Genomic DNA, 23,871 nt, shown 5'->3' with positions numbered 1-23,871 from the left:
TCACCCCTCCGGCGGAACGCCGGGGACGTCGCCGCGGAGCGCCACGACGTGGGCGAACACGTGCGCGGGCCGCTGCGCGCGGTCGACGACGACGGCGGCGTGGACCTGGGCCAGGAAGGCGGTGCCGTCGGCGCGCAGGTAGCGCTTGGTCACCAGGTGGCCGTCGACTGTCCCCGTGCGGACCTGCGCGAGGTTCGCGTCGTCCTGGGCGAGGTCCTCGGGGTGGGTGACGTCGGCGACGGTCATGGCGGCGAGCTCCTCCGGCGTCCGCCCGACCAGGCGGGCGTAGGCCTTGTTCACGCGGATGAAGCGGCCGTCGAGGTCGGTGAGGGCCATGCCGATCGGCGCGTCGTCGAAGGCGTGCCGGAACATCGACTCGCTCTCGGCCAGCGCCTCCTGGGCCGCCACCGCCGCCGTCACGTCGCGCGACACGGTGACGACCTCGCGCAGGGCGCCCGAGGCGTCGGTCAGCCGCTGCACGGAGGTGCGCAGCCAGCGCACGCTGCCGTCGCGGTGCAGGGCGCGGTGCACGGTGCCCGCGGGGCCGCCGTCGCGCGCGACCGGCAGCCCGGCCACCACGCGGCCGACGTCCTCCGGGTGCAGCAGCGTGAGCACCGACGCGCCGAGCAGCTCCTGCGGCAGCCACCCGAGCACCGGGCCGGCGGTGGCCGACGCGTAGGTGATGACGCGGCCAGGGGTGGAGACGACGACCACCTCGTCGCTGCCGGCCAGGGGCAGCGGCGCCGGGCCGGACACCGAGTCCGGCTCGGCCCGGGCGGGCGGGACGGCGAGGGCGGGGACGTCGGCCGGGCGGCCGAACAGCCAGCCCTGCGCCGAGTCGCAGCCCAGCGCCACCAGCTGCCGCGCCTGGTCCGGCGTCTCCACGCCCTCCGCGCACACCTTCCGGCCCAGCCCGTGCGCCGCCTCGACGACCAGGCGCACCAGGACGGCGTCGGCGGTGTCGGTGGTGACCCGCTCCACGAAGGACCGGTCGATCTTCACCAGGTCCACCGGCAGGTGCCGCAGCAGGGACAGCGCGGAGTGGCCGGCGCCGAAGTCGTCCAGGGCCAGGCGCACACCCAGGCCGCGCAGCTCCTCGAGCCGCGCCGCCGTGGCGGCCAGGTCGGTGATGGCCGCGGTCTCGGTGATCTCCAGGCACAGCCGGTCGGGCGCCAGTCCGGAGTCGGTCAGTGCCGCCACGACCTCGTCGACGAACCCGCGCTGCACCAGCTGCACCGGGGACACGTTGACCGCCACGGTCGGGGCCGACCCCGACGCGGGGACCGGCCAGCCCGCTGCCTCCCGGCAGGCCGTCCGCAGCACCCAGCGGCCGAGGTCGACGATCAGGCCGGTGTCCTCGGCGAGCGGCACGAACCGGTCCGGTGCGACCCAGCCCAGCTCCGCGTCGTGCCAGCGGGCCAGCGCCTCGACGCCGGTGGTCTGGCCGGAGGGCAGCGCCACCACGGGCTGGTACTGCACGCTGAGCCCACCGCGGTCCACCGCCGCGCGCAGCCGGCGCTCGAGCAGGTGCCGCGCCCGCACCGCCTCGCCGTGCTCGCGGTCCTCGAGCAGCTCGGGCGCGAAGTGGGCGCAGCGGCCGCGGCCCAGGGTCTTGGCCCGGTACATCGCCGTGTCGGCCTGGGTGACGAGCCGGTCGAGCACGTCCGGACCCGTGGGCCCGTCCCCGGCCGGGCCGTGCGCGATGCCCACGCTCGCGCCGATGGTGACCAGCTCCTCGGTGCCGTCCGCCCCGCGCACGACCACCGGTGCGTCGGCGGACAGCAGGATGCGCTGGGCCAGCGCGTCGGCCTCCTCCCGGCCGAGCCGGTCGGCGGTGACCAGCACGAACTCGTCGCCGCTGAGCCGGGCGACCAGGTCGCCGGCGCGGGCCAGCGAGCGCAGCCGCCGGGCGAACTGGGTCAGCACCTCGTCGCCGGCGGCGTGGCCGAAGTGGTCGTTGACGTCCTTGAAGCGGTCGAGGTCGACGAAGAACAGCGTCCCGGGCCGGAATCCGCCGGGTGGCTGCACCTGGTCCTCGAGGAACAACCGGTTGGGCAGGCCGGTGAGCGGGTCGTGCACGGCCCGGTAGGCGTAGTGGTGCGCGAGCTGCTCGAACAGCGTGGCGACGGGGACGACGCCGGTCCCGTCGGGGCAGACCACCACGATCGCCTCGGGGACGTCCTCCCCGTGGCGCCGGCGCTCGGCCAGCAGGCTCGCGGCCTCGCCGACGGTGGAGTCGGCCGGGACGACGAGGGTGCCACGCGGTGCCACCTCCTCGACGCGCCGCGACGCGAGCGGCGGACCGCCGTCGTCCGGCCCGGCCCGGAGCGCCTCCAGCCAGCCGCGGCCGAGCAGCACCGGGCCCTCCGCCCCCTGCACCACCAGCCACGGCGTGCCCGCCGGACGGTGCTGCAGGAGCGTCTCGACGGTGCCGACGGACGTGTCGGGCCCGACCACCCGGACCGCACGCGCCAGGTCGCCCAGGGTCTGGTCCCCGGCCGGAGGCGACATGGCCCCAGACGGTGCCACAGACGCACCGCGCCGCGACAGGTCCGCGACCGACGCACCCGACCCCACCGCCCGCACCGCCACCCGTCCCCCTCCCGTCCTGACCGACACCTCCTGTCTCGGCAGGTGAGGCGGCCGACCGGCCCCCGCGGGTCGCCCGGTCACCCGGAGGGAGGACGGCGCGGAGGACGGCGGCGGTGGTCGGCGGCGGTGGTCGGCTCCGGCGGCCGCGGCACGGGGACCCGTGGTCCCGGGAGGCGGGACATCCGCTACGGTAATCCGCATGCATTCGGTCGGGTTTGTGCGGATTGCGCTCGTCGAGCGCCGGCACGTCGACCTGCTGCGGTGCGCGAGCGCGCTCTGTCGGGCCTGAGCCCCGACCGACCCGCTCATCCCGCACCCACCCCCGGAGACCTCGCATGACCCTGCTCGCTGCCGCCCCGACCGCCCCCGTCGACGTCGACGGCGCCGTCCTCGACCTCGAGCGCCTCGAGCCGACCATCGGCGCCCGTGTCCACGGCGTCGACCTCGCCCGCGCCACCGACGCCCAGGTCCGCGCCATCCGGGCCGCCCTCGCCGAGTACAAGGTGCTGTTCTTCGCCGGCCAGCACGACCTGCACCCCGACGGCCAGGTCGCCCTGGGCCGCCGCCTCGGCGAGGTCACCGAGTCGCACCCGGTCGTCCCCGGTGTCGACGAGGGGCACCCCGAGATCTACGCGCTCGACAGCTCCACCGGCGGCTTCGCCGACGTCTGGCACACCGACGTCACCTTCGTGCGGCGCCCGCCGCTGGGCTCCGTGCTGCGGGCCGTCGTCCTCCCGCCCACGGGCGGCGACACCCAGTGGGCCGACCTGGAGCTGGCCTACCGCTCGCTCAGCGAGCCGGTCCAGCGCCTGGCCGACCAGCTCGTGGCCGTGCACGACGGCACCCGGGAGTTCGGCTACTACCTCGCCCAGCGCGAGGAGCGCACCAAGTGGGAGGGCGAGGAGTTCCGCGCCCTGGTCCCGGTCGCGCACCCGGTCGTGCGCGTGCACCCGGAGACCGGCCGCAAGGGGCTGTTCGTCAACCCCGGCTTCGTCTCCCACATCGAGGGCGTGTCCGACGCCGAGAGCCGCCACCTGCTCGACCTGTTCTACGCCCACATCACCAAGCCGGAGCACGTCGTCCGGCACCGCTGGTCGGTCGGCGACGTCGCGATGTGGGACAACCGCTCGACGGTGCACTACGCCAACCGGGACTATGGCGACCAGCGCCGCGTCATGCACCGCATCACCCTCCGCGGGGATGCACCGGTCGGGCCGGCGGCCCGCTGACCTGCGGGCCGCCGGCCCGACCGCAGTCCTCCCCAGCGCGCGACGAGGCGCAGGCCCCCCACCCGGGGTCTGCGCCTCGTGGCACGCTTCCCACCCCCGTCGCACCCGTCCGGGTCCGGCGCCCCCACGGAAGAAGAGCCCCATGCAGCGCACCACTCTCCGGCCCCGTGCCTCAGCGGTGGCCCTGACCGCCCTGCTCGCCGCCACCCTCGCCGGGTGCACCAGCGAGGAGGCCGGGTCGGGCGGCGGCAGCGGAGGAGGCGGCGGCGGCGGCATCACCGTGCAGACGGCGCAGTTCAGCTGGACCGCTGCGGGGCTGACCAACGGGATCCTCGGCGAGATCGCCGCCGACCACCCCGACCTGGGCGTGGCCTCCCTGGCGACCACGCAGCTGGACCCGGCCGCGGCCTGGGCCGGGGCGCAGCGCGGGGACATCGACCTGCTCACCGAGGTCGCCCTGCCCAACCAGCAGGAGCTGGCCGACTCGGCGAGCGACCGGGTGGAGATCGTGTCGGAGACCTACGGCGAGGCGGCGCAGGGCTGGTTCGTGCCGGCCTACGCGGTCGAGCCCGGCGGGCCGCTGGAGGGCCTGACCAGCGTCACGCAGCTCAACGAGTACGCCGACCAGCTGGGCAACAAGTTCTACGACGCCGACCCCGGCTACATCACCACCGAGCAGAACGCCAAGCGGCTCGAGGGGTACGGCATCACCCTGGAGCACGTGGTCTCCAGCGAGGCGGCCGAGCTGGCGCAGCTGGAGAACAGCTACAGCCGTGAGGAGCCGATCGTGCTGTACCTCTACCACCCGCACGCGGTGTTCGCGCAGTACGACATGGTCCAGCTCGAGGAGCCCACGCCCTACACCGAGGGCTGCCTCACCGAGGGCGACGGCGCCTGCGCGATGCCCTCCTACAGCGCCAACATCGCCGCGAGCGACGAGCTGGCCGAGCAGGCCCCCGGGTTCGTCGACCTGCTGACCGACCTGCGCATCTCCGTCGAGGAGATGGAGGAGATGCAGAAGCGGGTCGACGTCGACGGCGAGGAGGTCGCGACCGTCGCCCGCGGCTGGGTCGACGACCACGCCGACCAGATCGACGAGTGGATCGGCTGACCGTGGCGCCGCCGGTGCTGCGCGTCACGGGCCTGACGAAGGTCTTCGGAGCGCGGGAGCAGGAGGCGCTGCGGCTGGCCGGCGAGGGTCACGGGCGCGACGAGATCCTGCGGCGGACCGGGGCCACGCTCGCGGTCCACGACGTCAGCTTCGCCGTCGAGCGTGGTGAGCTGTTCGTCGTCATGGGCCTGTCGGGCTCCGGCAAGTCGACGCTGGTCCGGCTGCTCAACCGGCTGATCGAGCCGAGCGCCGGCACCGTCGAGGTCGACGGCCGCGACCTGCGGGCGCTCGACGACGCCACGCTGCGCACCGTGCGCAACCAGAAGATCAGCATGGTGTTCCAGCACTTCGCGCTGCTGCCGCACCGCACGGTGCGCGAGAACGCCGCCTACGCGCTGAAGGTCCGCGGCGCCTCCGCGGCCGAGCAGCGGCAGCGGGCGGACTGGGCGCTGGAGACCGTGGGGCTCCTCGAGCGGGCCGACGCCCGCCCCGACGAGCTCTCCGGGGGCATGCGCCAGCGCGTGGGCCTGGCCCGCGCGCTGGCCGCCGACTCGGAGGTCCTGCTGATGGACGAGCCGTTCTCCGCGCTCGACCCGCTGATCCGCCGCGACATGCAGGACCTGCTCGAGCGGCTGCAGTCGGAGCTGGCCAAGACGATCGTGTTCATCACCCACGACCTCAACGAGGCCATGCGGCTGGGTGACCGGATCCTCATGCTCAAGGACGGCTGCACCGTACAGCTGGGCACCGGCCCGGAGATCATCTCCGCGCCCGCGGACGACTACGTCGCCGACTTCACCTCCGACGTCGACCGGACCCGGGTGCTCACCGCCGGCGACCTGCTCCGCGAGCCGCGGCTGACCGCCCGGGTCGGGGACCGGCCCGGGGACGTGCTGCGGGCGCTGGGCGCCGCGGAGGCCAACGGCGTCTACGTACTCGACGGCGACCAGGTCGTCGCCGGCGTCGCCCGCGACGACCTGCTCGCACGCGCGGTGCAGGAGGGCAGGACGGCGATCGGCCCGCGCGAGCTGGTCCCCGACTACGCGACCATCGCGGCCGACCGGCCGGTCGTCGACTTCGTGCACCTGGTCGGGCAGCACCCCGTGCCGCTCGGCGTCCTCGACGAGGCCGGGCGGCTGCTCGGCGTCGTCCCGCGGGCCGCGGTGCTCGACGCGCTGTCGGCCGTCCCGGTCCGGGGGAGGCGCTCGTGATCCCGCACGTCCCGCTCGGCCAGTGGGTCTCCGACCTCATCGACTGGCTGCTCGACGCGGTGCCCTGGCTGTTCGACGCGATCTCCGCGGTCATGCAGGTCCTCGTCGACGGGCTGACCGACGCGCTGGTCTCCCCGCCGCCGGTGGTCTGGATCGTGGTCTTCACCGTGCTCGCGCTGCTGCTGCGCGGGCCGTGGCTGGCGCTCTACACGCTGCTGGCGTTCCTGCTGGTGGTGTCGCTGGAGCTGTGGGTCGAGACCATGCAGACCCTCGCGCTGGTGCTCGTGGCCGCGGTGATCGCCGCGGCGATCTCGGTCCCGCTGGGCGTCCTCGCGGCGCGGCACCGGGCGGTCAGCGTCGTCGTCCGGCCGGTCCTGGACTCCATGCAGACCACGCCCGTGTTCGTCTACCTGATCCCCGCGGTGTTCTTCTTCGGGGTGGGCGTCGTGCCGGGCGTCGTGGCCACGATCCTGTTCGCCATCCCGCCCGGCGTGCGGCTCACCGAGCTCGGCATCCGGCAGGTCGACCGCGAGGTGGTCGAGGCCGCGCAGGCCTTCGGCGCCCGGCCCGGGCAGGTGCTGCGCGAGGTGCAGCTGCCGCTGGCGCTGCCGGCGATCATGGCCGGCGTCAACCAGGTGATCATGCTGGCGCTGTCGATGGTGGTGACGGCGGGCCTGCTCGGCGCCGCCGGCCTGGGCGCGGTGGTGGTGCGCGCCGTGACGCAGCTCGACGTCGCCAGCGGCTTCGAGGGCGGCCTGGCGGTCGTCCTGCTCGCCGTCTTCCTCGACCGCCTGACCGGCGCCTTCGGGCAGCGGTCGGTGCTGTCGCGGCTCCGTCAGGCCCGGGTGCGCCGCGGCCGGCAGCAGGACGCGCCGGTGGCGGACACCCGGGTCGGGGCGGCGTCACCGGTCGGCGCCCGGTCGGTCGGCTGACCGCCCCGCCGGCCGGTTCGCCCGGGCGGGCACCCGGCGTCAGGAGCCGGTGGTGACCAGGACTGACGCGATCGAGTCGAGGGCTCCGGGGACGAGGGTGAAGTAGGCCCACACCCCGCGCTTCTCCCGGGTGAGCAGGCCGGCGTCGACGAGGACCTTGAGGTGGTGCGACACCGTCGGCTGGGACAGGCCCAGCGGTTCCACCAGGTCGCACACGCAGGCCTCGCCCCCCTCGTGGGCGGCCACCAGCGACAGCAGGCGCAGCCGGGCGGGGTCGGCGATCGCCCTGAGTGTGCCGGCCAGCCGGGTGGCGTCCTCGGCGCCGAGCGGTGCGCGGACCAGCGGCGCACAGCAGGCGCCGGTGGCGACCGGCAGCGTCGTGGTCACGGCCCGAGTGTGCCACCGGAGATCGACGGCCGTCGATGTTGACGTCCGTCGACGCGTCGTGGCACCGTCAGGCATCGACGACGATCGATACCCGAGGAGGGGTCATGACCGACGTGCGCGAGCAGGTGCGGGCGCGCTACGCCGCGGCTGCCCGGGCGGTCACCGGCGGAGCGGGAGCGGCCTGCTGCGGCCCGGCCGCGCAGGCCGTCGAGGTCGACGAGCGCTTCGGTGCCGGCCGCTACGACGCGGCCACCACCGAGGACCTGCCCGAGGAGGCCGTGCTGGCCTCCCTCGGCTGCGGCAACCCGATCGCCGTGGCCGACCTGCGCGAGGGCGAGCGGGTGCTCGACCTCGGCTCCGGCGGTGGGATCGACGTGCTGCTCTCGGCCCGCCGCGTGGGGCCCACCGGCTTCGTCCACGGCGTGGACATGACCGACGAGATGCTCGACCTGGCGCGGGCCAACGCCGCCCGGGCCGGGGTGACCAACGTCGAGTTCCGCAAGGGCACCATCGAGGACCTGCCCCTGGACGACGCGACCGTCGACGTCGTCATCTCCAACTGCGTGGTGAACCTGTCGACCGACAAGCCCGCGGTGCTGGCCGAGACCTCCCGCGTGCTGGTCCTCGGCGGGCGCATCGGCATCTCCGACGTCGTCGCCGAGGACGACGTGACCCCGGCCCAGCGCGCCGAGCGCGGCTCCTACGTCGGCTGCATCGCCGGTGCCCTGTCGCGCGCGGAGTACCTCGAGGGCCTGGCGGCGGCCGGCTTCACCGACGCCTCGGTCACCTTCACCCACGAGGTCGCCCCCGGCCTGCACGGCGCGATCGTCCGGGCGACCAAGCCCCGTGGGCCGGGCGGAGCTCCTCCCCGGTGACCCCACCGTCCCGACCCGAGAGGCAGCCCGTGTCCGGCGAGCCCAGCGTCCTGTTCGTCTGCGTGCACAACGCCGGCCGCTCCCAGATGGCCGCCGGCTGGCTGCGCTCCCTCGCCGGAGACGCCGTCGAGGTGCGCTCGGCCGGTTCCCTCCCGGCCGACCGGGTCAACCCCGCGGCCGTCGAGGCCATGGCGGAGGTCGGCATCGACATCACCGGCCAGCGGCCGAGGGTGCTCACCCCCGACGCCGTCGAGGCCTCCGACGTCGTGATCACCATGGGGTGCGGTGACGTGTGCCCGGTCTTCCCGGGCACGCGCTACCTCGACTGGGAGCTCGAGGACCCCGCCGGGAAGGGCGTCGAGTCGGTGCGCCCCATCCGCGACGAGATCGAGCGCCGGGTCCGCGGCCTGCTCGCCGAGCTGTCGACCGCCGGGTAGCCGGTCGGCGGACCGTCCTGCCCGTGTCGGGGGAAGGCGGCGTCCGCGGCGGACGCCGTGGGGACCGCCGACCCGGCGGTGCCGCCCCGGGGACGGGCGGACCGGGCGCGCGAGCGGGCGGCCGAGGAGCGGGCCCGGGCGATCCGTGCGTGGTCCCGGGCGGCTGCCCTGGAGTCCGCCGGGCGCTGACGTGCCCCCGCCGGGCGCACCGACACCCCCACGACACGCAGCGGCGGGGTCCGTCGAGGTGCCGTGGGCCAGGTCGACGCCTTGGCTGAGTCTCGGGTGCCGCGCGCGGTCGGCACTGCGACGAGCGGTCCTGCTGAGCCCAGGCGGATCGCCTCCCGCACTCGGCGCCCGTCGACCGGCGGGACCTCGAGATCGCGGAGAACGCAGTGACCGGCACGTTCCACGCCGTGGGACCGGAGCCGGGACGCCGTCCCGGGTCAGTCGTCGACGGCGCCCGCCCGGACCGCGCTCTCCTGGACGAGGTCCGGCGGACCGCGCGCGAGCTCGCCCACAACGCGGAGGTCTTCCGAGCACGGGCGCAGGCCCTCCACCGGCAGCTGGAGGTCCGTCGGACGTGGCTGGCCTCCGACCTCGCGTCGAGCGCGCGGTGTCTGGCTGGGCAGCGCGCCGTGGGCCGCGCGGTACCGCCCGGTGGACGGGCTGGGGGTGGAGCGCCACCGGGCCGAGACCGCGGTGACGGTGGTGCCGTCACCGGGCGTGGCGTCGCCGAGCTGCTCGTGGGCCCGACGGAGCCGGAGCTGTCGCAGGTGGGCCAGCGGCGTGGTGTCCAGGTGCCGCCGGAACGCCGGCCGCGCCGCCCGCGGGGTGACGGAGACGGCGCGGGCGATGTCGGCGAGGGGGACGTCCCGTGCGCAGTCGGCCTCGATTGAGCGCGGTCCGGGAAGGCGCGGGCCTCGACGGGATCGGAGGTCGCCGAGGACACGCGGCGGGGCGCCGCCGACCCGGTGGGCACGCTCCTCGTCGATCGAGCAGTCGTTGCCGCTCAGGTGCGCAGGGTGTGGCTCGGTGAGACGCCGTGTGCGGTGCGGTAGGCGGCAGCGAAGCGGTCCGGCTTGGCGAAGCCCCAGCGCCGCGCGACGGCGGCGACGGTGTCGCCGCGCGTCGGGTCGGCGCGTTGCAGGTCCCGTCGCGCGCCCTCGAGCCGCACGCGCCGCAGGTACCCGGTGGGCGTCGTGTCGAGGTGCCGCCGGAAGCCGTACTGCAGGGCGCGGGCACTGGTCCCCGCCGCTGCCGCGATCTCGCCCAGCTGCACGGGCAGGTGGGCATGGGCCTCGATGTAGGCGACGGCGCGGCGGACCGCTGCCGGTGCGACGGCGCCCGGGCCGGGCACGTGCTGACGGCTCAGCGTCGTGTTCGGGAAGACGTGCAGTGCGGCGGTGGCGACGGTGCGTGCCATCTCCTCGGCGAGCAGGGGTGAGTCCAAGGGGGACACGGGGTCCATCAGAGCCCCGCTGACCAGGCCGACCAGGGACCGCCAGTAGCGGCGCATCGACGGCGAGACCGGCGTGATGCCGGAGAACCGCAGGTCCGGGCCGGTCACCCCCGTCGTGTCCTCGGCGACCCTCGCCATCCGCTCGGCCGGCAGCCGCACGGTGGTCACGTCGAAACCGTGCATGGCGAAGTCGATCGGGACCCCGAGCGGGTAGAAGGCGACGTCCCCGCCCGACGCCACCGCCTCGGCGCTGCGGCCGTCCACCTCCACGCTGCCGGCGTGCACGACGAAGAAGACGTAGTCGGAGAAGCCCTCGCCGGAGGTGCCGCTGTAGTCGATGGACGTGCGCACGCGGTCCGCGCCGACCACGGGCGTGTCGCTGGTGAGCGCCGAGAACTGCGCGCCGTTCCTGATCGGCGCGAAGCGTGACGTGTTCTCGGCGTACATCCGGCGGATGAACTCGGTGATCGCCGCCTCGTCGCTGGAGGAGAACGAGGACCGCTGCACGAGACCCGGCTGCGCCTGCGGCATGGACACACGGCCTCCTGGAGTGCGGAGGGTACGGGCCGACGGCCGGTCCTCGCCCCAGATTACGCAGCCGTGACCCGCTGGGCGAAGCCCCGCGCGCCCGGCCGGTGGCCCGGCGGCACCGTCAGCGGGACTGCGCTGGGACGAGATCTGCCGAGGACCGGTCGACGAGTGGGGGCAGGCCGACCAGGCCCAGCAGCTGGACCAGGAAGGGCCGGGCGCCGGTCAGGACGAGCGCCCGGCCCTGCCTGCGGGCGAGGGACTCGGCCCGGGCCAGGACACGCAGGCCCTCGGCGTCGCAGGAGGTGGTCCTCCCGACGTCCACGAGCCAGGTGGCCTGGTCGGGGACCTCCCTGGTCCCTACGGCTGGTCGGACAGCTCGACCACCACGGGGGCGTGGTCGCTGGCGCCCTTCCCCTTGCGCTCCTCGCGGTCGATCAGGGCGTTCGTGACCCGGCCGGCCAGCGCCGGCGTCCCGAGCACGAAGTCGATCCGCATGCCCTCGCGGCGCGGGAAGCGCAGCTGCGTGTAGTCCCAGTAGGTGTAGACGCCGGGGCCGGGCGCGAGCGGCCGGACCACGTCGGCGTACCCGGTCTCGACGACGGCCCGGAACGCCGCGCGCTCGGGCTCGGTGACGTGCGTGGAGTGCGCGAAGACGCTCATGTCCCAGACGTCGTCGTCCTGCGGGGCGATGTTCCAGTCGCCGACCAGCGCCACCTGCGCGGCGGCGTCGGCGGCCAGCCAGCCGCCGGCCGCGGTGCGCAGCGCGGCCAGCCACTCGAGCTTGTAGTCGTAGTGCGGGTCGCCCAGCGCCCGGCCGTTGGGCACGTACAGGCTCCACACCCGCACCCCCCCGCAGGTGGCGCCCAGCGCGCGGGCCTCCGCGGTCGGGTCGGCGCCCTCCTTGGCCGCCCACGTGGGCATCCCCGGGAAGCCGACCTCGACGTCGCTCAGGCCGACCCGGGACAGGACGGCGACGCCGTTCCACTGCGAGTGGCCCACGTGCGCCACCTCGTAGCCCAGGTCCCGGAAGCGCGCCTCCGGGAACTGGTCGTCGCGGCACTTGGTCTCCTGCAGCGCCAGGACGTCGACGTCGCGACGCTGCAGCCAGGCGGCCACCCGGTCGGCGCGGGTGCGGATGGAGTTGACGTTCCACGTCGCGAGGCGCACGGCCTCCGACCCTATGGGGCGGAGTCCGCGGCGTCCGGCGCGGGTGGGGACCGGCGTTCCGTCCCGCCGGGTGACCTGCGCTTTCGCGGGGTACGCAGCCCCGGTGACTGCCAGGGACCAGTGGGAGGATGACCGGGTGACCACCGTCCGGACGACGCGATGACCGGCACCCCCCGACGGGTGCGCCGGTGAGCGACGACCTCACCCGCCCGATCGGCGACGCCCCGGCCCTGCCACCGGTGCCCGCCGCGGGAGGGGACCGGTCGGGCCGTCGCCGTGGCGAGCGTCCCGAGCGGCGGTCGCTGGCCGCCGTCCTGGGTCTGACGGTGGTCAACGCCGTCGTCCCCGGTACCGCCTTCCTGGCCTCGGGCCGGCGGCGGCTGGGCGCGGCCGTCCTGGTGGTCTTCCTGCTGCTCCTGGCCGGGGGCGTCTGGCTGGCCACGTCCGGGCAGCGCACCGCCGCCCGGCTGGCCGTCGACCCCACCCGGCTGACCTGGGTGCTGGTCGCCCTCGTCGTGCTGGCGCTGGCGTGGGCCGCCGTCGTCGTCACCGGGTACCGCTCGCTGCTGCCGCGGCGCAGCAGCCGGCCCCGCCTGGCCGTCGGCGCGCTGCTGGTGGCCGCCCTGGTCGCCGGCGTCGCCTACCCCGCCTTCCGCGTCGGCGAGGCCGCGGTGGCCCAGCAGGGCCTGCTCGACGGCCTGTTCGCCGACGACCGCCAGTCGGCCACCGTCGACGACACCGTCGACCCGTTCGGCACCAAGGAGCGAGTCAACGTGCTGCTGCTCGGCGGCGACGGCGGCGAGGGTCGCGAGGGCGTGCGCACCGACACGGTGATCGTGGCCAGCATCGACACCGACACCGGCGCGACGACGCTGTTCAGCCTGCCCCGCAACCTCGAGGACCTGCCGTTCCCGGCCGACAGCCCGCTGGCGGAGCTCTACCCCGACGGCTTCGACGCCGGCAGCGAGAGCGAGAGCCTGCTCAACTCCGTCTACCGCAACGGCCCGGCGGCGCACCCCGACGTCCTCGGCCCCACCGACGACCCCGGCGCGGACTGGCTCAAGCTCGGCGTCGGCGAGGCCCTGGGCCTGGACCTCGACTACTTCGTGCTGGTCAACCTCGACGGGTTCAGCCGCCTGGTCGACGCCCTCGGCGGGATCACGGTCAACGTCAACTACTACGTGCCGATCAACGGCATCACCGGGCAGGAGCTGCCGGACGACTACATCGCGCCGGGCCCGGACCAGCACATGGACGGCTACACGGCCCTGCAGTTCGCCCGCGGGCGCTTCGGGCTGACCGACTACGACCGGATGGACCGGCAGCGCTGCACCATCTCGGCGATCATCGACGAGGCCGACCCGATCACCCTGCTCGACCAGTACCAGGAGCTCGCCGCGACGACGCAGGACATCGTCAGCACCGACATCCCGCGGGCCGCGCTCGACGACTTCGTCGACCTGGCGTTCCTGGTCAAGGACGCGGAGATCCGCAGCGTCGTGTTCGACGACAGCGTGATCGACCCGGCCTACCCCGACTACGACCGCATCCGGCAGATCGTGCAGGACTCGATCGCCCCGGCGGCGCCGGCGTCGTCCGCGCCGCCCGCCGCCCCGGGGGACCAGGCGGCCGGCTCGGAGGGCGACGCCGCAGGGGAGACGCCCGAGCCGCCGCCGGCCGCGCCCGCGACCGACGTCGGCGACGCCTGCGCCTACGACCCGGCCCGCGCCCAGGAGGCCCTGGACGCGGGGGAGCCCCCCTCGAAGGCCGGCTGAGCGGGCCCCGTCAGGCGCTCTGGATCTGCAGCAGGTTGCCGCAGGTGTCGTCGAGGACGGCGGTGGTCACGGGTCCCATGCTGAGCGGCTCCTGGGTGAAGCGGACGCCGAGGGCCTTGAGCCGCGCCACCTCCGCGGGCACGTCGGCCACCGTGAAGGACGTGAACGGGATGCCGTCGGCGACCAGCGCCTCCTTGAACGGCCGGACGGCGGGGTGCCCGTCGGGCTCGAGGACCAGCTCGACGCCGTCGGGCGCCTCGGGGGAGACGACCGTCAGCCACCGGTGCTCGCCCAGCGGGACCTCGGTCTTCTTCACGAAGCCCAGCACCTCGGTGTAGAAGCGCAGCGCCTTGTCCTGGTCGTCGACCAGGACGCTGGTCAGGGTGATCCGCACGGGCCCTCCTCGGGGTCGGTGCGCCATCTCCGGGTGATGGCGCGCAGCGGCGAGGTGTCCAGGTGGTGGAACTTGTAGCGACCCTCCCGCCGGGTCCGGACCAGGCCGGCCTGCTCGAGGACCTCCAGGTGCTGCGAGACGGCCTGCCGCGACGAGCCCACCCCGTGCCGCACGGTCAGCCGGGTGCACAGCTCGAACAGCGTCTGGCCGTCCCGCTCCTGCAGCTCGTCGAGCAGAGCACGCCGGGTCGGGTCGGCGAGGGCCCGGAACACGTCGCCCACGGCGGCACCATACGCAAGTGTCGGCTTGCCTGTCGAGGCCACCGGCTTCCGGGGACGGCCGTCTGGTTGGCTCGTCGGCAGCCGGGGACCGGTCCCGGCGGGAGCGGAGGCGGCATGGGCACCCCACGGGACGCGCGGCGCGAGCGGCTGGTGGCGCTGCTGGTGCTGGGCATCGGCGCGGTGCTGCTGGTCAGCTCGCCGACCTGGTTCGGCAGCGGGCGGGCGGGGGTCGGGGCCGGCCAGCTCGTGCTGGCCGCCGCGCTGCTCGGCGCGGGCGCGATGCTGCTGCGCCGGTCCCGCGCCCGCTGAGCGCCGGCCGGCCGCCCGGCCGGCGCGTCCGCGGGTGCCGCGGCGGACGTCAGAAGGGCGCCTCGGTGAACCAGGCGTCGTCGATCTCGTCCTGCGTGTGGCCCTCCCAGGCCACGTAGATGCCGTAGAGCGACCGGTCCTCGGCGTAGAAGGTCAGGTACTTCCAGGCCAGCCCGCCCTCGGGGCTCTCCAGCAGGTCGCCCTCGGCCGGCCCGTCGCCGTAGGCCCAGGTGCCCGGGCCGGTGCTGCCGGCCGCCGCGGCGTCCAGGCGCGCCTGCCACTGCCCGCGGTCGGCGAACTGGCTGATCTCGACGTACACGCCGGTGGGGTAGGTGCAGACGACGAACGCCTGCACGCCCTCGGCCGGCGCCCGGTCGCAGGTGCCGTCCGACCAGCCCAGGCCGCCGGGCTCGGCCGGCAGCAGGTCGGGGAAGGCCGCGGCCAGCGCGTACGCCTCCTGCCAGGGGCCCTGGGTGAAGAACGACGCGCTCCGGATGTCTGCGGTGCTGCCGGCGCCGTCCCGGTCGACCGCGGTGACCTGCCAGGTGTGGTCGCCCAGCGGGACGCCGGCGTCGCGGTAGGAGGCGTCGGGAAGGTCGGTGGCCAGGACGGTGCCGTCCCGGCGGACCTCGTAGGCGTCGGCGCCGGTGACGGGATCCCACTCGACGAGGACGTCGGGGCCGTCGGTGGTCAGCGTGATGGAGGCGGGCGGGGCGACCGGCGTCACCACCGGGTCCTGGGCCGGCACCGGCTCGGAGCGGTCGCCGTCCTCCAGCGCGGTGACCGAGTAGCGGTACTCGGTGCCGCTGGCGGCCTCGCCGTCCACGTAGCTGGTCCCGCTCGTGGTGCCCAGGACGTCGTCGTCCCGGCGCACCTCGTAGCCCGTGGCGCCCTCGACGGCGTCCCAGCGGACGGCGACGCCGTCGTCCTGCAGCTCGGCGGTCACGCCGGTGGGCGGGTCGACCGGGCGGGTCAGCAGGAAGACGACCACGCCGGCCGCGACGACGAGCGCGAGCAGCGCGGCGCCGAGGCCGATCCACAGCCCGCGGCGCGACCGGCGGGGTGCGGGGGGCGGCACCGCGGTCGGTGCCGCCGGCGGCCACGGCGGCGGCCCGGCGGGGTGCCGGCCCCACGCGGGCGGGGGCTGCTGGCCCCAGGACGGGGGTGCCTGCTGCTGTCCCCACGACGGCGGGGGTTGCTGGCCCCACCCCGGCGTCGCGGGTGGCTGGCCCCAGGGCGGGGCTCCGGGCGGCTGGCTCATGGCGTCCCCCGTCGGACGTGTCGGGCCCGGCCCCGGTGGCCGGAGGGGCCACGGTAGGACCGGGAGGGCCGCCGTGGGGGCCTCCGCGGCGCCGCGGTCGACGCCGTCGGGGGAGGGCGTCGGCGCAGGTCGGCGCGGCGTGTCCGGCGCGATCGTTTGCCCCGGTGGGTGGGCCGCACCACACTCCGGGGGACGGTGGGCCCACGACGGACGGAGGAAGCGCGTGAAGCTCGACAAGCAGGAACTCGTGAAGGTGCTGCGCACCGAGGGCGACAACGACACGGCCGACGCGGTGGAGAGCCGGCTGTCCGACGAGATCGACACCGACCGCGACGCCGACGCGCTGTCGGCCGTCGGCCTCGACCGCACCCAGCTGATGGCCAAGCTGGCCGGCGGCTCCTTCGGGACGACGCTCAGCCCCTGACCGCGCCGCGGACGCGCGACGGGGCCGCCACCCGCGGTGGGTGGCGGCCCCGTCGTCCGTCGTGCCCGGTCAGCCGATCCAGGGGCGCTCGCGGGCGAGCTCCTCCTTGGCCACCCCGCGGACGTGCACGGCGTCGGGGCCGTCGACGATCCGCAGCGTCCGGGCGCTGGCGTAGAAGCGGGCCAGCACGGTGTCGTTGCTGACGCCGGCGCCGCCGTGCACCTGGATGGCCCGGTCGATGACGTCGAGGGCGACCCGCGGCGCGGCGACCTTGATGGCCGAGATCTCGGTGCGGGCGCCCTTGGCGCCGTACTTGTCGATCAGGTCCGCGGTCTTGAGCACGTAGAGCCGGGCCTGGTCGATCTCCATGCGGGACAGCGCGATCGCCTCGCGCACGGTGCCCTGCTCGGCCAGCGGCCGGCCGAAGGCGACCCTCTGCTTGGACCGCTCCACCATGAGCATGAGCGCACGCTCGGCCATGCCGATGGCGCGCATGCAGTGGTGGATGCGGCCGGGGCCGAGCCGGGCCTGGGCGATCATGAAGCCGTCGCCCTCGCCGGCCAGGATGTTCGACACCGGGACGCGGACGTCGGTGAAGCGCAGCTCGGAGTGGCCGTGCTGGTCCTGGTACCCGAACACCGGCAGGTGCCGGATGATCTCCAGGCCGGGGGTGTCGCGGGGGACGAGCACCATCGACTGCTGCCGGTGCGGCGCGCCCTCCGGGTCGGTCTTGCCCATGACGATGAAGACCTGGCACCGCTCGTCGGCGGCACCCGAGGTCCACCACTTGCGGCCGTTGATCACGTACTCGTCACCGTCGCGCACGATCGAGGTCTGGATGTTGCGGGCGTCGGAGGAGGCCACGTCGGGCTCGGTCATCGCGAAGCCGGAGCGGATCTCGCCCTCGAGGAGCGGGTCGAGCCAGCGCTGCTTCTGCTCGGGCGTGCCGAACAGCATGAGCGTCTCCATGTTGCCCGTGTCGGGCGCACCGCAGTTGGTGGCCTCGGGGGCGATGACCGGCGACCAGCCCATGATCTCGGCGACCGAGGCGTACTCGAGGTTGCTCAGGCCGCCGAGCTCGTGGTGGAACAGGTTCCAGAGGCCCCGCGCGCGGGCCTCCTTCTTGAGGTCCTCCAGGACCGGGGGGTGTCCGTGGTCGTCGTGACCGCGTTCGGTGCGCCAGGCGTCGTAGACCGGCTCGGCGGGGAAGACCTGCTCACGCATGAAGTCCCACATCCGGCCGCAGACGTCCTCGGCTCGGGCGGAGAGGGCGAAGTCCATGGTCCGGAAGGTAGACCGCTGCGCCCCCGCCGTCGCGCCGGGGTCGTCCCCGTTCCGCTCCCGTCGCGGCCCGCACACGAGGAGCCGGGAACCCGTCCCGGGTGCCCGGCTCCTGGTGACCTGGCGAGGGTCGTCCCTAGGCGCGCGACGGGCGCGCGACCCGGTCGTTGACGGGGCCCAGCGCGATGACCAGGCCGACGATCGCCGTGGCGATGTGCAGCACGTTGTCGGCGGCGTTGACGTTGAGGAAGTCCCAGCTCTGACCGATGGCGATCAGGCCGTAGACGAAGGCGGCGGCGTAGCCGACGGCGAGCAGCCAGCCGTAGGTGCGGGCACCGGCCAGCGTGCGCGACAGGGCGATGCCGGCCAGGCCGATGACGATGTGCACGATGTTGTGCAGCGGGTTGATCATGAAGATCAGCAGCATCTCGTCCTGGGCGTTGTCGGCGAAGTTGTCGAAGCCGGTGACGAAGAAGCCGACGATCCCGACGAGCAGGTAGACGACCCCGAACGCGAGCGCGAGGGTCTGGGGCCAGGCCTTGGCCGGGCGGGCGCCGGTGTTGCCTGCGGGTGCAGCCATCTGGGTCCTCCGAGTGGGTGGTGCGCGACCGAGTGGCGCGCGTCGTTGCTCCGGTTACCCCGGCGGGTCGTGGAGAACCGGAACTCATCCATTCGGACGAGGGTCGTGTCCGGACCGTGATCCGCGGGGCGGTGGTGCACGGGGTCTTCGCGCCGCACCGCCGTCCCGGTTCGGTCCTCACCCCTCGGGGGGACCCCGCCGGCCGGGCACGCGCGCGGCGTGCCCGGGCCGGGGGCTCAGGGACGCGGTGTCGGCCGGGGCCGGCGGACGACGAACGGGCCGATGGCCAGCAGGTCGACCGGCGCGGAGCCGAAGCACTCGAGGGCGTCGCGGGGGTCGTCGACCATCGGCCGGCCGGCGGTGTTGAGGCTGGTGTTCACCACGACCGGCAGCCCGGTGCGCCGCTCGAAGGCGGAGATCATCCGGTGCACGAGCGGCTCCGTGCCGGCGTCGATCGTCTGGATCCGCGCGGTGCCGTCGACGTGGGTGACGGTGGGGATGCGGTCGCGCCACTCCTCGGCGACGTCGTGCACGAAGAGCATGTACGGCGAGGGGATCGGCCCCCGGCTGAAGAGCTCCGGCGCCCGCTCCAGCAGCACCATCGGCGCCACCGGGCGGAACTGCTCGCGGCCCTTGACGTCGTTCATCCGCTCCAGGTTGGCCTCGAAGCCGGGGTGGGCCAGCAGCGACCGGTGGCCCAGCGCCCGCGGGCCGTACTCGCTGCGGCCCTGGAACCAGGCCACGATGCCGTTGTCGGCGAGCACCTCGGCCACGGCCTCGGCCACGTCGTCGGGCCGCTCGTAGTCGATCGCCGCGGTCTGCAGCCGGCGCTCGATCTCGTCGTCGCTCCAGCCGCGCCCGAGCGCCGCGCCGGGCATGGGCTCGGTGCGCTCGCCGAGCTCGGCGGCCACGTGCAGGGCCGCGCCGAGCGCGGTGCCGGCGTCCCCGGCGGCCGGCTGGACCCAGACGTGCTCGAACGGGCCCTCGGCGAGGATGCGGGTGTTGGCCACGCAGTTGAGCGCGGTGCCGCCGGCCATCGTGAGGGTCTTCTCGCCGGTCTGCTCGTGCACCCAGCGGGCCAGCTCGACCAGCACCTCCTCCAGCCGCGTCTGCACGCTGGCGGCGAGGTCGGCGTGGTCCTCGGTCCACCGCTCGTCCTTGCCGAGGCGGGGGGCGAACTCGGCGAAGTCGATCTTCTCGGTCACGAAGCCCCCGTCGCCGGTGGCCCGGACGAGCTCGGACAGCTCGCCGAGGAAGCGCGGCTTGCCGTAGGAGGCCATCGCCATGACCTTGAACTCGTCGGAGCTGCGCAGGAACCCGAGGTGGTCGGTGAGCTCCTCGTACATCAGGCCCAGCGAGTGGGGGAGGGCCTGCCCGGCGAGGATCTCCAGCTGCCCGTCCACGTAGCGCCCGGCGAGGTGGCTGTGCGCCTCGCCGCGGCCGTCGAGCACGAGCACCGCGTTGTCGCGCTGCGGCGCGGCCTTGCCGGCGGAGGCGGCGTGGGCGACGTGGTGCTTGACGAAGTGCACCTTCGCCGGGTCCAGGCCCGGCAGCGCGTGGGCGAGGAAGTCCGGCGCCATCTGCGCGTACCTCTTGCGCATGACGTCGCCGTCGTCGAAGAGCCCGGTCTCCTCGGGGGTGACCATCAGCGCCGGGTCGAAGGAGTACGCGACCGCGTCGAGCTCCTCGGGGCGGATGCCGGCCTCGGCCAGGCACCACGCCGCCGACAGCTCGGGCAGCTCCCACGCGCTCCAGGGCAGCGGGCGCTTGCCGTGCTTGCGCCGGCTGAACCGCTCCTCCTCGGCCGCGGCCACGACCCGCCCGTCGACGACGAGCGCCGCCGCCGGGTCGTGGTAGATGGCGTTGATCCCCAGGACCTTCACCCGTGCACTCCTCCCAGCCGGGCGCCGTGCCCGGGCATCTGCTTGATCATCGACGTGCCGGGGCGGTCGCGCAGGGCGAGCGCCCGATGGGGTGGACCCGGCGACCGCTGCTCAGCCGCCGCGGACCTGCAGCAGGTCGTTGCGCTCGACCGCGGCGAGCGCCAGCGTCTTGTAGCCGACCTCCTCGAAGAGGACCACGACGCGGTCGTCCTCCACCCGCATGACCACGCCGGCGCCCCACTCGGTGTGCACCACCGGGGTCTCGGGCGGGAACGGGGTGTCGGCGTCCCCCCCGGCGGGCTGCTCGTGGGAGGTGCCGGCCGAGCAGTTGTCGCAGTTGCCGCACTGCTCCTCGAGCTGCTCGCCGAAGTAGCCGAGCAGGTACTGGCGGCGGCACTCGGTGGTCTCGGCGTAGCCGCGCATCATCTCCACGCGGCTCTGGTCGACGCGCTCGTGGTGCTCGGCCAGCTCGCGGGCCGCGCGGGCGGCCTCGCCGGGCGCCGGAGCACCCTCGGCCGGGTGGGCGGCGCCCTCCTCGTCGAGGACGACGGCCGACACCTGCTCGAGCAGGTTGAGGTCGCGGGCCAGCGGGGTGGCCGGGCGGCCGGTCTCCTCGCGCAGCTGCTTGACGTCGACGCCGTCGTCCACGCCCGCGGCCGGCGCGGCGGCGACCAGCCCGGCCACCTGCTGCAGCTCTTCCTCGGCCGGCGCGCCCGCGGCGAAGAACCGGCGCAGGCCGAGGTCCTCCTGCCGGTACACCAGGACGGCGAGCGCGGGCTCGCCGTCGCGGCCGGCCCGGCCGATCTCCTGGTAGTAGCTGTCGACGGAGTCGGCGGGCTCGGCGTGGACGACGAAGCGGGTGCCGGGCTTGTCGATGCCCATCCCGAAGGCGGTGGTGGCGACGACGACGTCGAGCTCGTCGTCCATCCAGGCGCGCTGGGTGTCCTCGCGCTCGCTCTTCTTCAGGCCCGCGTGGTACGGCCGGGCGCGCAGACCGCGGTCGGTGAGCGCCTCGGCGAGGTCGAGGGTGCCCTTGCGGGTGGCGCTGTAGACGATGCCCGGTCCGCGGCCGGCCTCCACCTCGCCGGCGGCCCGGTCGATCACCGCCTGCCGCTTGGCGTGCGCGTCGGCGTGCTGGTCGACCTCCAGCCGGATCTCGGGACGGTCGAACCCGGCGACGACGACCTCGGGGTCGCGCATCGACAGGCGCTCGACGATCTCGGCACGGACCGGGGGAGCGGCGGTGGCGGTCAGCGCCAGCACGGTGGGGTGGTCGAGCTGCTCGACGACCTGGCCCAGCCGCAGGTAGTCGGGGCGGAAGTCGTGGCCCCACGCGGAGACGCAGTGCGCCTCGTCGACCACGAACAGCGCGGGTGCGGCCTCGCGGATCGCCTCGACCACCTCGGGCTTGGCCAGCTGCTCGGGCGCGAGGAACAGGTAGCGGACCGTTCCGTCCGCCAGCCCCTCGAGTGCCTCGCGCTGGTCGCCGGCGGAGAGGCTGGAGTTGAGCTGGGCGGCCCGGCCGACGGCGTCGCCGAGCTCGGCGAGCCGCTCGACCTGGTCGCGCTGCAGCGCGATGAGCGGGGAGACCACCAGCACCGGGCCGTCGAGCAGCTGCCCGGCCACCTGGTACACCGCCGACTTCCCGGCGCCCGAGGGCAGCACGGCCAGCGTGTCCCGGCCGGCGAGCACGGACTGCATGGCCTGCTCCTGGCCCGGGCGGAACCCGTCGAAGCCGAGGACGTCGCGGGCCGTCTCCCTCAGCCGACGGGTCCGGACGGAGGCCGAACCCCCGGCGGGGTTGTCCTGCTTCTCTCGGGGCACCGGCACGCGCTGCCCGGGGCCCGAGATCGGCAAACGGAACGCTGATGGGCACGGAGCGTTCCCGCGGGAACGCGGCGGTCAGGTGTGGGGCGCCCCGTGTCCGGTTCCCTCGTTCCCGGTTGCCCCGTTCCCTCCCGCGAGGCGCCGGAGCAGGTCGCGGTGGTTCATGAGGACCCCGACCGCGTACCGCAGGTCCATCCGCTCGCCGCTCACCGGCATCGTGTCGGCGAGCGACGGCTCGCCGACAGGGAACAGCGCCTGGCGCATCGCAGCGACGCCCTGCTGCACGGACCCCGATCGACGCGGGCGCGCGGGTGCCCGGCCGGCGCGTGGACCGGCGGGGGAGCGCCTCGGCCGGGGCGCTGGACCACCCGGGCGGCTGCTGCCGGACCCTCGTCGTCCGGCCGTCGTCCGCCGCCGCTGGGCGGACCGTGTCGGCTGGGCCTCACCGGACTGGCATCGGGCGGCCACTGGTCGGCGGCCGATCTCGGCGTCGATGGGGTGGACGCCGGTGAACGGGTCGGCGGTCGTCGGCCCGTCCGCCGCGTCCCCGGCGACCGGGTGGTCGTCGAGGCCGGCCAGGCCGCCGTCGAAGGCGGCGTCGGCGGTGCCCCAGACGTGGCGTCCGTCCGGGGCGGTGACGACGAGCCTGCCGTCGACGCGGGTCATCACCAGGTCGAGGTCGTGCACCAGGCCGTGGTCGACGTCGCACAGCAGCACCAGGTTGGTCAGGTCGGTGCGCCCGCCGAAGAGCCAGTGCCGCAGGTGGTGGGCGTGCAGTCGCTCGATGCGCGTCTCCGGGCAGCCGGGCCGCGCGCACCCGCCGTCGCGGCGCAGCAGCGCCCGGCGCTGTCCCTTGCTGGCGCGCCGCCGTCTGCGGCCCAGCGCGAGGGGTTGGCGACCGCGCTCCAGCATGGTCACCACCGTGGCGTCGCAGAGCACGCGCCGGGCCTGGGCCGCTGTCAGGGCGGGGCCGCCGTCGAGGTGCGCCCGTCCGGCGGCGGAGTCGTCGGCGAGGACCGCGGCGTCGACGTGCACGACGACCTCGCGCCGGGGCGGGTCACCGGGACGGCGGTCGGCGTCGACACCGGCGCGGGCCAGGGAGGCGAGGGCGCTCAGGCGGCGGGCGGTGCTGCGCTCACGGGCCAGTCCGGCCAGCTCGTCGTCGTCTGCGCAGCGGCGGTGCAGCTCCTGTCGCTCCTGCCGGTCCGAGCCCTGGGCCGGCCCTGCCGCCCGGGTGCGTGCGTTCTGCGCGCGTTCGCGCCGGGCCTCGCGCTCGGCGACCGACTCGATGGCGGCCAGCACCTCGGCGCCGGGCTCGGGGCGCATCCGCAGCCGGAGGACCAGCATCCCGTCGTCGTCCCAGGAGTGGTCGAAGGACTCCCGGCTCTCGGGCCGGTCGGTGTCCGGGCGGTCGGCGCGGCGCCAGGAGCGGACGAAGCGCTCCAGCTGGGCGGCGGTGACCGTCACGGCGAGGTCGAGCAGCGGCTGCTCGGTGTCGGGCTCGGCAATGCGGGTCAGGGCCCGCACCTTGGAGTACGACAGCCGCCCGTCGGCGAACGCCGCCTCGACGAGAGGGAGGGACTGCAGGGCCCGGGCCACGCGGACGTGCTCGCGGGCCGCGCCCGGTGCCAGCCCGCACTGCCAGGACAGCCAGTGCCCGCACGAGCGGGTGCCCCAGCCGTGCCAGCCGCCGCGCTCGTCGAACTCGGCGACCAGGCGCAACCAGGCAGCGGTGGCGGCGGCGAGGCGGACGGCGCCGGCGGTGATGGCCCGGGCCAGTTCGGTCAGCGGACTGCCGGACGGGTGCGGGGTGCTGCTCGGCTCGGACACGACGCCTCCTGATCGATCACGTGTTCGGATAATACGTGTCGACAGTGACAGAAACCGCAGCTCAGGTCGGTAGTAGCGTTCCCGCGGAGACG

At 75.1% G+C, this 23,871-nt stretch carries 22 protein-coding genes and 1 pseudogene; 10 read left to right on the top strand and 13 right to left on the bottom strand.

Annotation, left to right across the window (positions count from 1 at the left end; genetic code table 11):
* Positions 1–2,511, bottom strand: a complete 2,511-nt coding sequence (locus tag LY71_RS20945) for an EAL domain-containing protein (protein ID WP_106281412.1) — start codon at positions 2,509–2,511, stop codon at positions 1–3.
* 280 nt (positions 2,512–2,791) lie between these two features.
* On the opposite strand from LY71_RS20945, the gene LY71_RS24760 reads away from it, so the two are divergent.
* The 5 genes from LY71_RS24760 (at position 2,792) to LY71_RS20925 (ending at position 7,075) form a co-directional block, all read left to right on the top strand.
* Positions 2,792–2,881: a putative leader peptide gene (locus LY71_RS24760; protein ID WP_425433037.1), complete on the top strand. Its 90-nt coding sequence runs from the start codon at positions 2,792–2,794 to the stop codon at positions 2,879–2,881.
* A gap of 46 nt (positions 2,882–2,927) precedes the next feature.
* The gene (locus LY71_RS20940; RefSeq protein WP_106281410.1) at positions 2,928–3,821 is read left to right on the top strand and encodes a TauD/TfdA dioxygenase family protein; all 894 of its coding nucleotides are present in this window, start codon (positions 2,928–2,930) and stop codon (positions 3,819–3,821) included.
* A gap of 178 nt (positions 3,822–3,999) precedes the next feature.
* Positions 4,000–4,932, top strand: coding sequence for a glycine betaine ABC transporter substrate-binding protein (locus LY71_RS20935; RefSeq protein WP_245888161.1), 933 nt, complete (start codon positions 4,000–4,002; stop codon positions 4,930–4,932).
* A 14-nt stretch (positions 4,933–4,946) separates the two neighbouring features.
* Positions 4,947–6,143 (top strand): quaternary amine ABC transporter ATP-binding protein, encoded by a 1,197-nt coding sequence (locus LY71_RS20930; RefSeq protein ID WP_245888159.1) that lies wholly within the window; start codon positions 4,947–4,949, stop codon positions 6,141–6,143.
* The gene (locus tag LY71_RS20925) at positions 6,140–7,075 is read left to right on the top strand and encodes an ABC transporter permease (protein ID WP_106281404.1); all 936 of its coding nucleotides are present in this window, start codon (positions 6,140–6,142) and stop codon (positions 7,073–7,075) included. The genes LY71_RS20930 and LY71_RS20925 overlap by 4 nt, the downstream gene beginning before the upstream one ends.
* 39 nt (positions 7,076–7,114) lie before the next feature.
* Here LY71_RS20925 and LY71_RS20920 read toward each other — a convergent pair whose 3' ends face one another.
* Positions 7,115–7,462, bottom strand: coding sequence for an ArsR/SmtB family transcription factor (locus LY71_RS20920; protein ID WP_245888157.1), 348 nt, complete (start codon positions 7,460–7,462; stop codon positions 7,115–7,117).
* Between the two features lie 104 nt (positions 7,463–7,566).
* Here LY71_RS20920 and arsM point away from each other — a divergent pair, with 104 nt between their 5' ends.
* Positions 7,567–8,337, top strand: a complete 771-nt coding sequence (gene arsM, locus LY71_RS20915) for an arsenite methyltransferase (RefSeq protein WP_106281400.1) — start codon at positions 7,567–7,569, stop codon at positions 8,335–8,337.
* 29 nt (positions 8,338–8,366) lie between these two features.
* A complete protein-coding gene (locus LY71_RS20910) occupies positions 8,367–8,774 on the top strand; it encodes an arsenate reductase ArsC (RefSeq protein ID WP_106281398.1) in 408 nt (135 codons plus the stop codon).
* A 1,012-nt stretch (positions 8,775–9,786) separates the two neighbouring features.
* Here LY71_RS20910 and LY71_RS20900 read toward each other — a convergent pair.
* From LY71_RS20900 to LY71_RS20890, 3 genes and pseudogenes are all read right to left on the bottom strand, one after another.
* Positions 9,787–10,767, bottom strand: a complete 981-nt coding sequence (locus tag LY71_RS20900) for a helix-turn-helix domain-containing protein (RefSeq protein ID WP_245888174.1) — start codon at positions 10,765–10,767, stop codon at positions 9,787–9,789.
* A gap of 121 nt (positions 10,768–10,888) precedes the next feature.
* Positions 10,889–11,098 (bottom strand): annotated as a pseudogene (locus LY71_RS24580) (STAS domain-containing protein); the annotation flags it as partial.
* Positions 11,099–11,124: 26 nt separating this feature from the next.
* On the bottom strand, positions 11,125–11,934 hold the full coding sequence (locus LY71_RS20890) for an exodeoxyribonuclease III (protein ID WP_106281392.1): 810 nt from the start codon (positions 11,932–11,934) through the stop codon (positions 11,125–11,127).
* A 188-nt stretch (positions 11,935–12,122) separates the two neighbouring features.
* On the opposite strand from LY71_RS20890, the gene LY71_RS20885 reads away from it, so the two are divergent.
* Entirely contained in the window at positions 12,123–13,709 is a 1,587-nt protein-coding gene (locus LY71_RS20885) for an LCP family protein (RefSeq protein ID WP_106281390.1), read from the top strand.
* 10 nt (positions 13,710–13,719) lie between these two features.
* On the opposite strand, the gene LY71_RS20880 is transcribed toward LY71_RS20885, so the two are convergent.
* Together LY71_RS20880 and LY71_RS20875 are read right to left on the bottom strand one after the other, a co-directional pair.
* A complete protein-coding gene (locus tag LY71_RS20880) occupies positions 13,720–14,103 on the bottom strand; it encodes a VOC family protein (protein WP_106281388.1) in 384 nt (127 codons plus the stop codon).
* Complete coding sequence (locus LY71_RS20875) at positions 14,088–14,384, bottom strand: ArsR/SmtB family transcription factor (RefSeq protein ID WP_106281384.1); 297 nt, start codon at positions 14,382–14,384, stop codon at positions 14,088–14,090. Before LY71_RS20875 ends, LY71_RS20880 begins: the two co-directional genes overlap by 16 nt.
* Positions 14,385–14,498: 114 nt before the next feature.
* Here LY71_RS20875 and LY71_RS20870 point away from each other — a divergent pair, with 114 nt between their 5' ends.
* Positions 14,499–14,693: a hypothetical protein gene (locus LY71_RS20870; protein WP_106281382.1), complete on the top strand. Its 195-nt coding sequence runs from the start codon at positions 14,499–14,501 to the stop codon at positions 14,691–14,693.
* A gap of 49 nt (positions 14,694–14,742) precedes the next feature.
* On the opposite strand, the gene LY71_RS20865 is transcribed toward LY71_RS20870, so the two are convergent.
* Positions 14,743–15,954, bottom strand: a complete 1,212-nt coding sequence (locus LY71_RS20865) for a fibronectin type III domain-containing protein (RefSeq protein WP_146146197.1) — start codon at positions 15,952–15,954, stop codon at positions 14,743–14,745.
* Between the two features lie 223 nt (positions 15,955–16,177).
* On the opposite strand from LY71_RS20865, the gene LY71_RS20860 reads away from it, so the two are divergent.
* The gene (locus LY71_RS20860) at positions 16,178–16,378 is read left to right on the top strand and encodes a hypothetical protein (protein WP_106281378.1); all 201 of its coding nucleotides are present in this window, start codon (positions 16,178–16,180) and stop codon (positions 16,376–16,378) included.
* A 69-nt stretch (positions 16,379–16,447) separates the two neighbouring features.
* On the opposite strand, the gene LY71_RS20855 is transcribed toward LY71_RS20860, so the two are convergent.
* From LY71_RS20855 to LY71_RS20835, 5 genes are all read right to left on the bottom strand, one after another.
* Positions 16,448–17,659 (bottom strand): acyl-CoA dehydrogenase family protein, encoded by a 1,212-nt coding sequence (locus LY71_RS20855; protein ID WP_106281376.1) that lies wholly within the window; start codon positions 17,657–17,659, stop codon positions 16,448–16,450.
* Positions 17,660–17,795: 136 nt separating this feature from the next.
* On the bottom strand, positions 17,796–18,239 hold the full coding sequence (locus tag LY71_RS20850; RefSeq protein ID WP_106281374.1) for a DUF4383 domain-containing protein: 444 nt from the start codon (positions 18,237–18,239) through the stop codon (positions 17,796–17,798).
* 236 nt (positions 18,240–18,475) lie between these two features.
* Entirely contained in the window at positions 18,476–20,122 is a 1,647-nt protein-coding gene (locus LY71_RS20845; protein WP_106281372.1) for a carbamoyltransferase family protein, read from the bottom strand.
* Between the two features lie 111 nt (positions 20,123–20,233).
* Complete coding sequence (locus LY71_RS20840; protein ID WP_281261627.1) at positions 20,234–21,946, bottom strand: RecQ family ATP-dependent DNA helicase; 1,713 nt, start codon at positions 21,944–21,946, stop codon at positions 20,234–20,236.
* Positions 21,947–22,024: 78 nt separating this feature from the next.
* Positions 22,025–23,779, bottom strand: a complete 1,755-nt coding sequence (locus tag LY71_RS20835; protein WP_106281368.1) for an HNH endonuclease signature motif containing protein — start codon at positions 23,777–23,779, stop codon at positions 22,025–22,027.
* Positions 23,780–23,871 lie beyond the last annotated feature (92 nt).

Origin of the sequence: Geodermatophilus tzadiensis (genome assembly GCF_003002915.1) — a bacterium.
Classification (GTDB): Bacteria; Actinomycetota; Actinomycetes; order Mycobacteriales; family Geodermatophilaceae; genus Geodermatophilus; species Geodermatophilus tzadiensis.
The sequence above is the reverse complement of the archived record's forward strand: the minus strand, read 5'-3'. Positions and strand labels throughout refer to the sequence as shown.

Coding starts and splice junctions, on each gene's coding strand:
- LY71_RS20945 (WP_106281412.1), bottom strand. CDS start 2,511: ATGTCGCCTCCGGCCGGGGACCAGACCCTGGGCGACCTGGCGCGTGCG.
- LY71_RS24760 (WP_425433037.1), top strand. CDS start 2,792: ATGCATTCGGTCGGGTTTGTGCGGATTGCGCTCGTCGAGCGCCGGCAC.
- LY71_RS20940 (WP_106281410.1), top strand. CDS start 2,928: ATGACCCTGCTCGCTGCCGCCCCGACCGCCCCCGTCGACGTCGACGGC.
- LY71_RS20870 (WP_106281382.1), top strand. CDS start 14,499: ATGGGCACCCCACGGGACGCGCGGCGCGAGCGGCTGGTGGCGCTGCTG.
- LY71_RS20855 (WP_106281376.1), bottom strand. CDS start 17,659: ATGGACTTCGCCCTCTCCGCCCGAGCCGAGGACGTCTGCGGCCGGATG.
- LY71_RS20900 (WP_245888174.1), bottom strand. CDS start 10,767: ATGCCGCAGGCGCAGCCGGGTCTCGTGCAGCGGTCCTCGTTCTCCTCC.
- LY71_RS20865 (WP_146146197.1), bottom strand. CDS start 15,954: ATGAGCCAGCCGCCCGGAGCCCCGCCCTGGGGCCAGCCACCCGCGACG.
- arsM (WP_106281400.1), top strand. CDS start 7,567: ATGACCGACGTGCGCGAGCAGGTGCGGGCGCGCTACGCCGCGGCTGCC.
- LY71_RS20850 (WP_106281374.1), bottom strand. CDS start 18,239: ATGGCTGCACCCGCAGGCAACACCGGCGCCCGCCCGGCCAAGGCCTGG.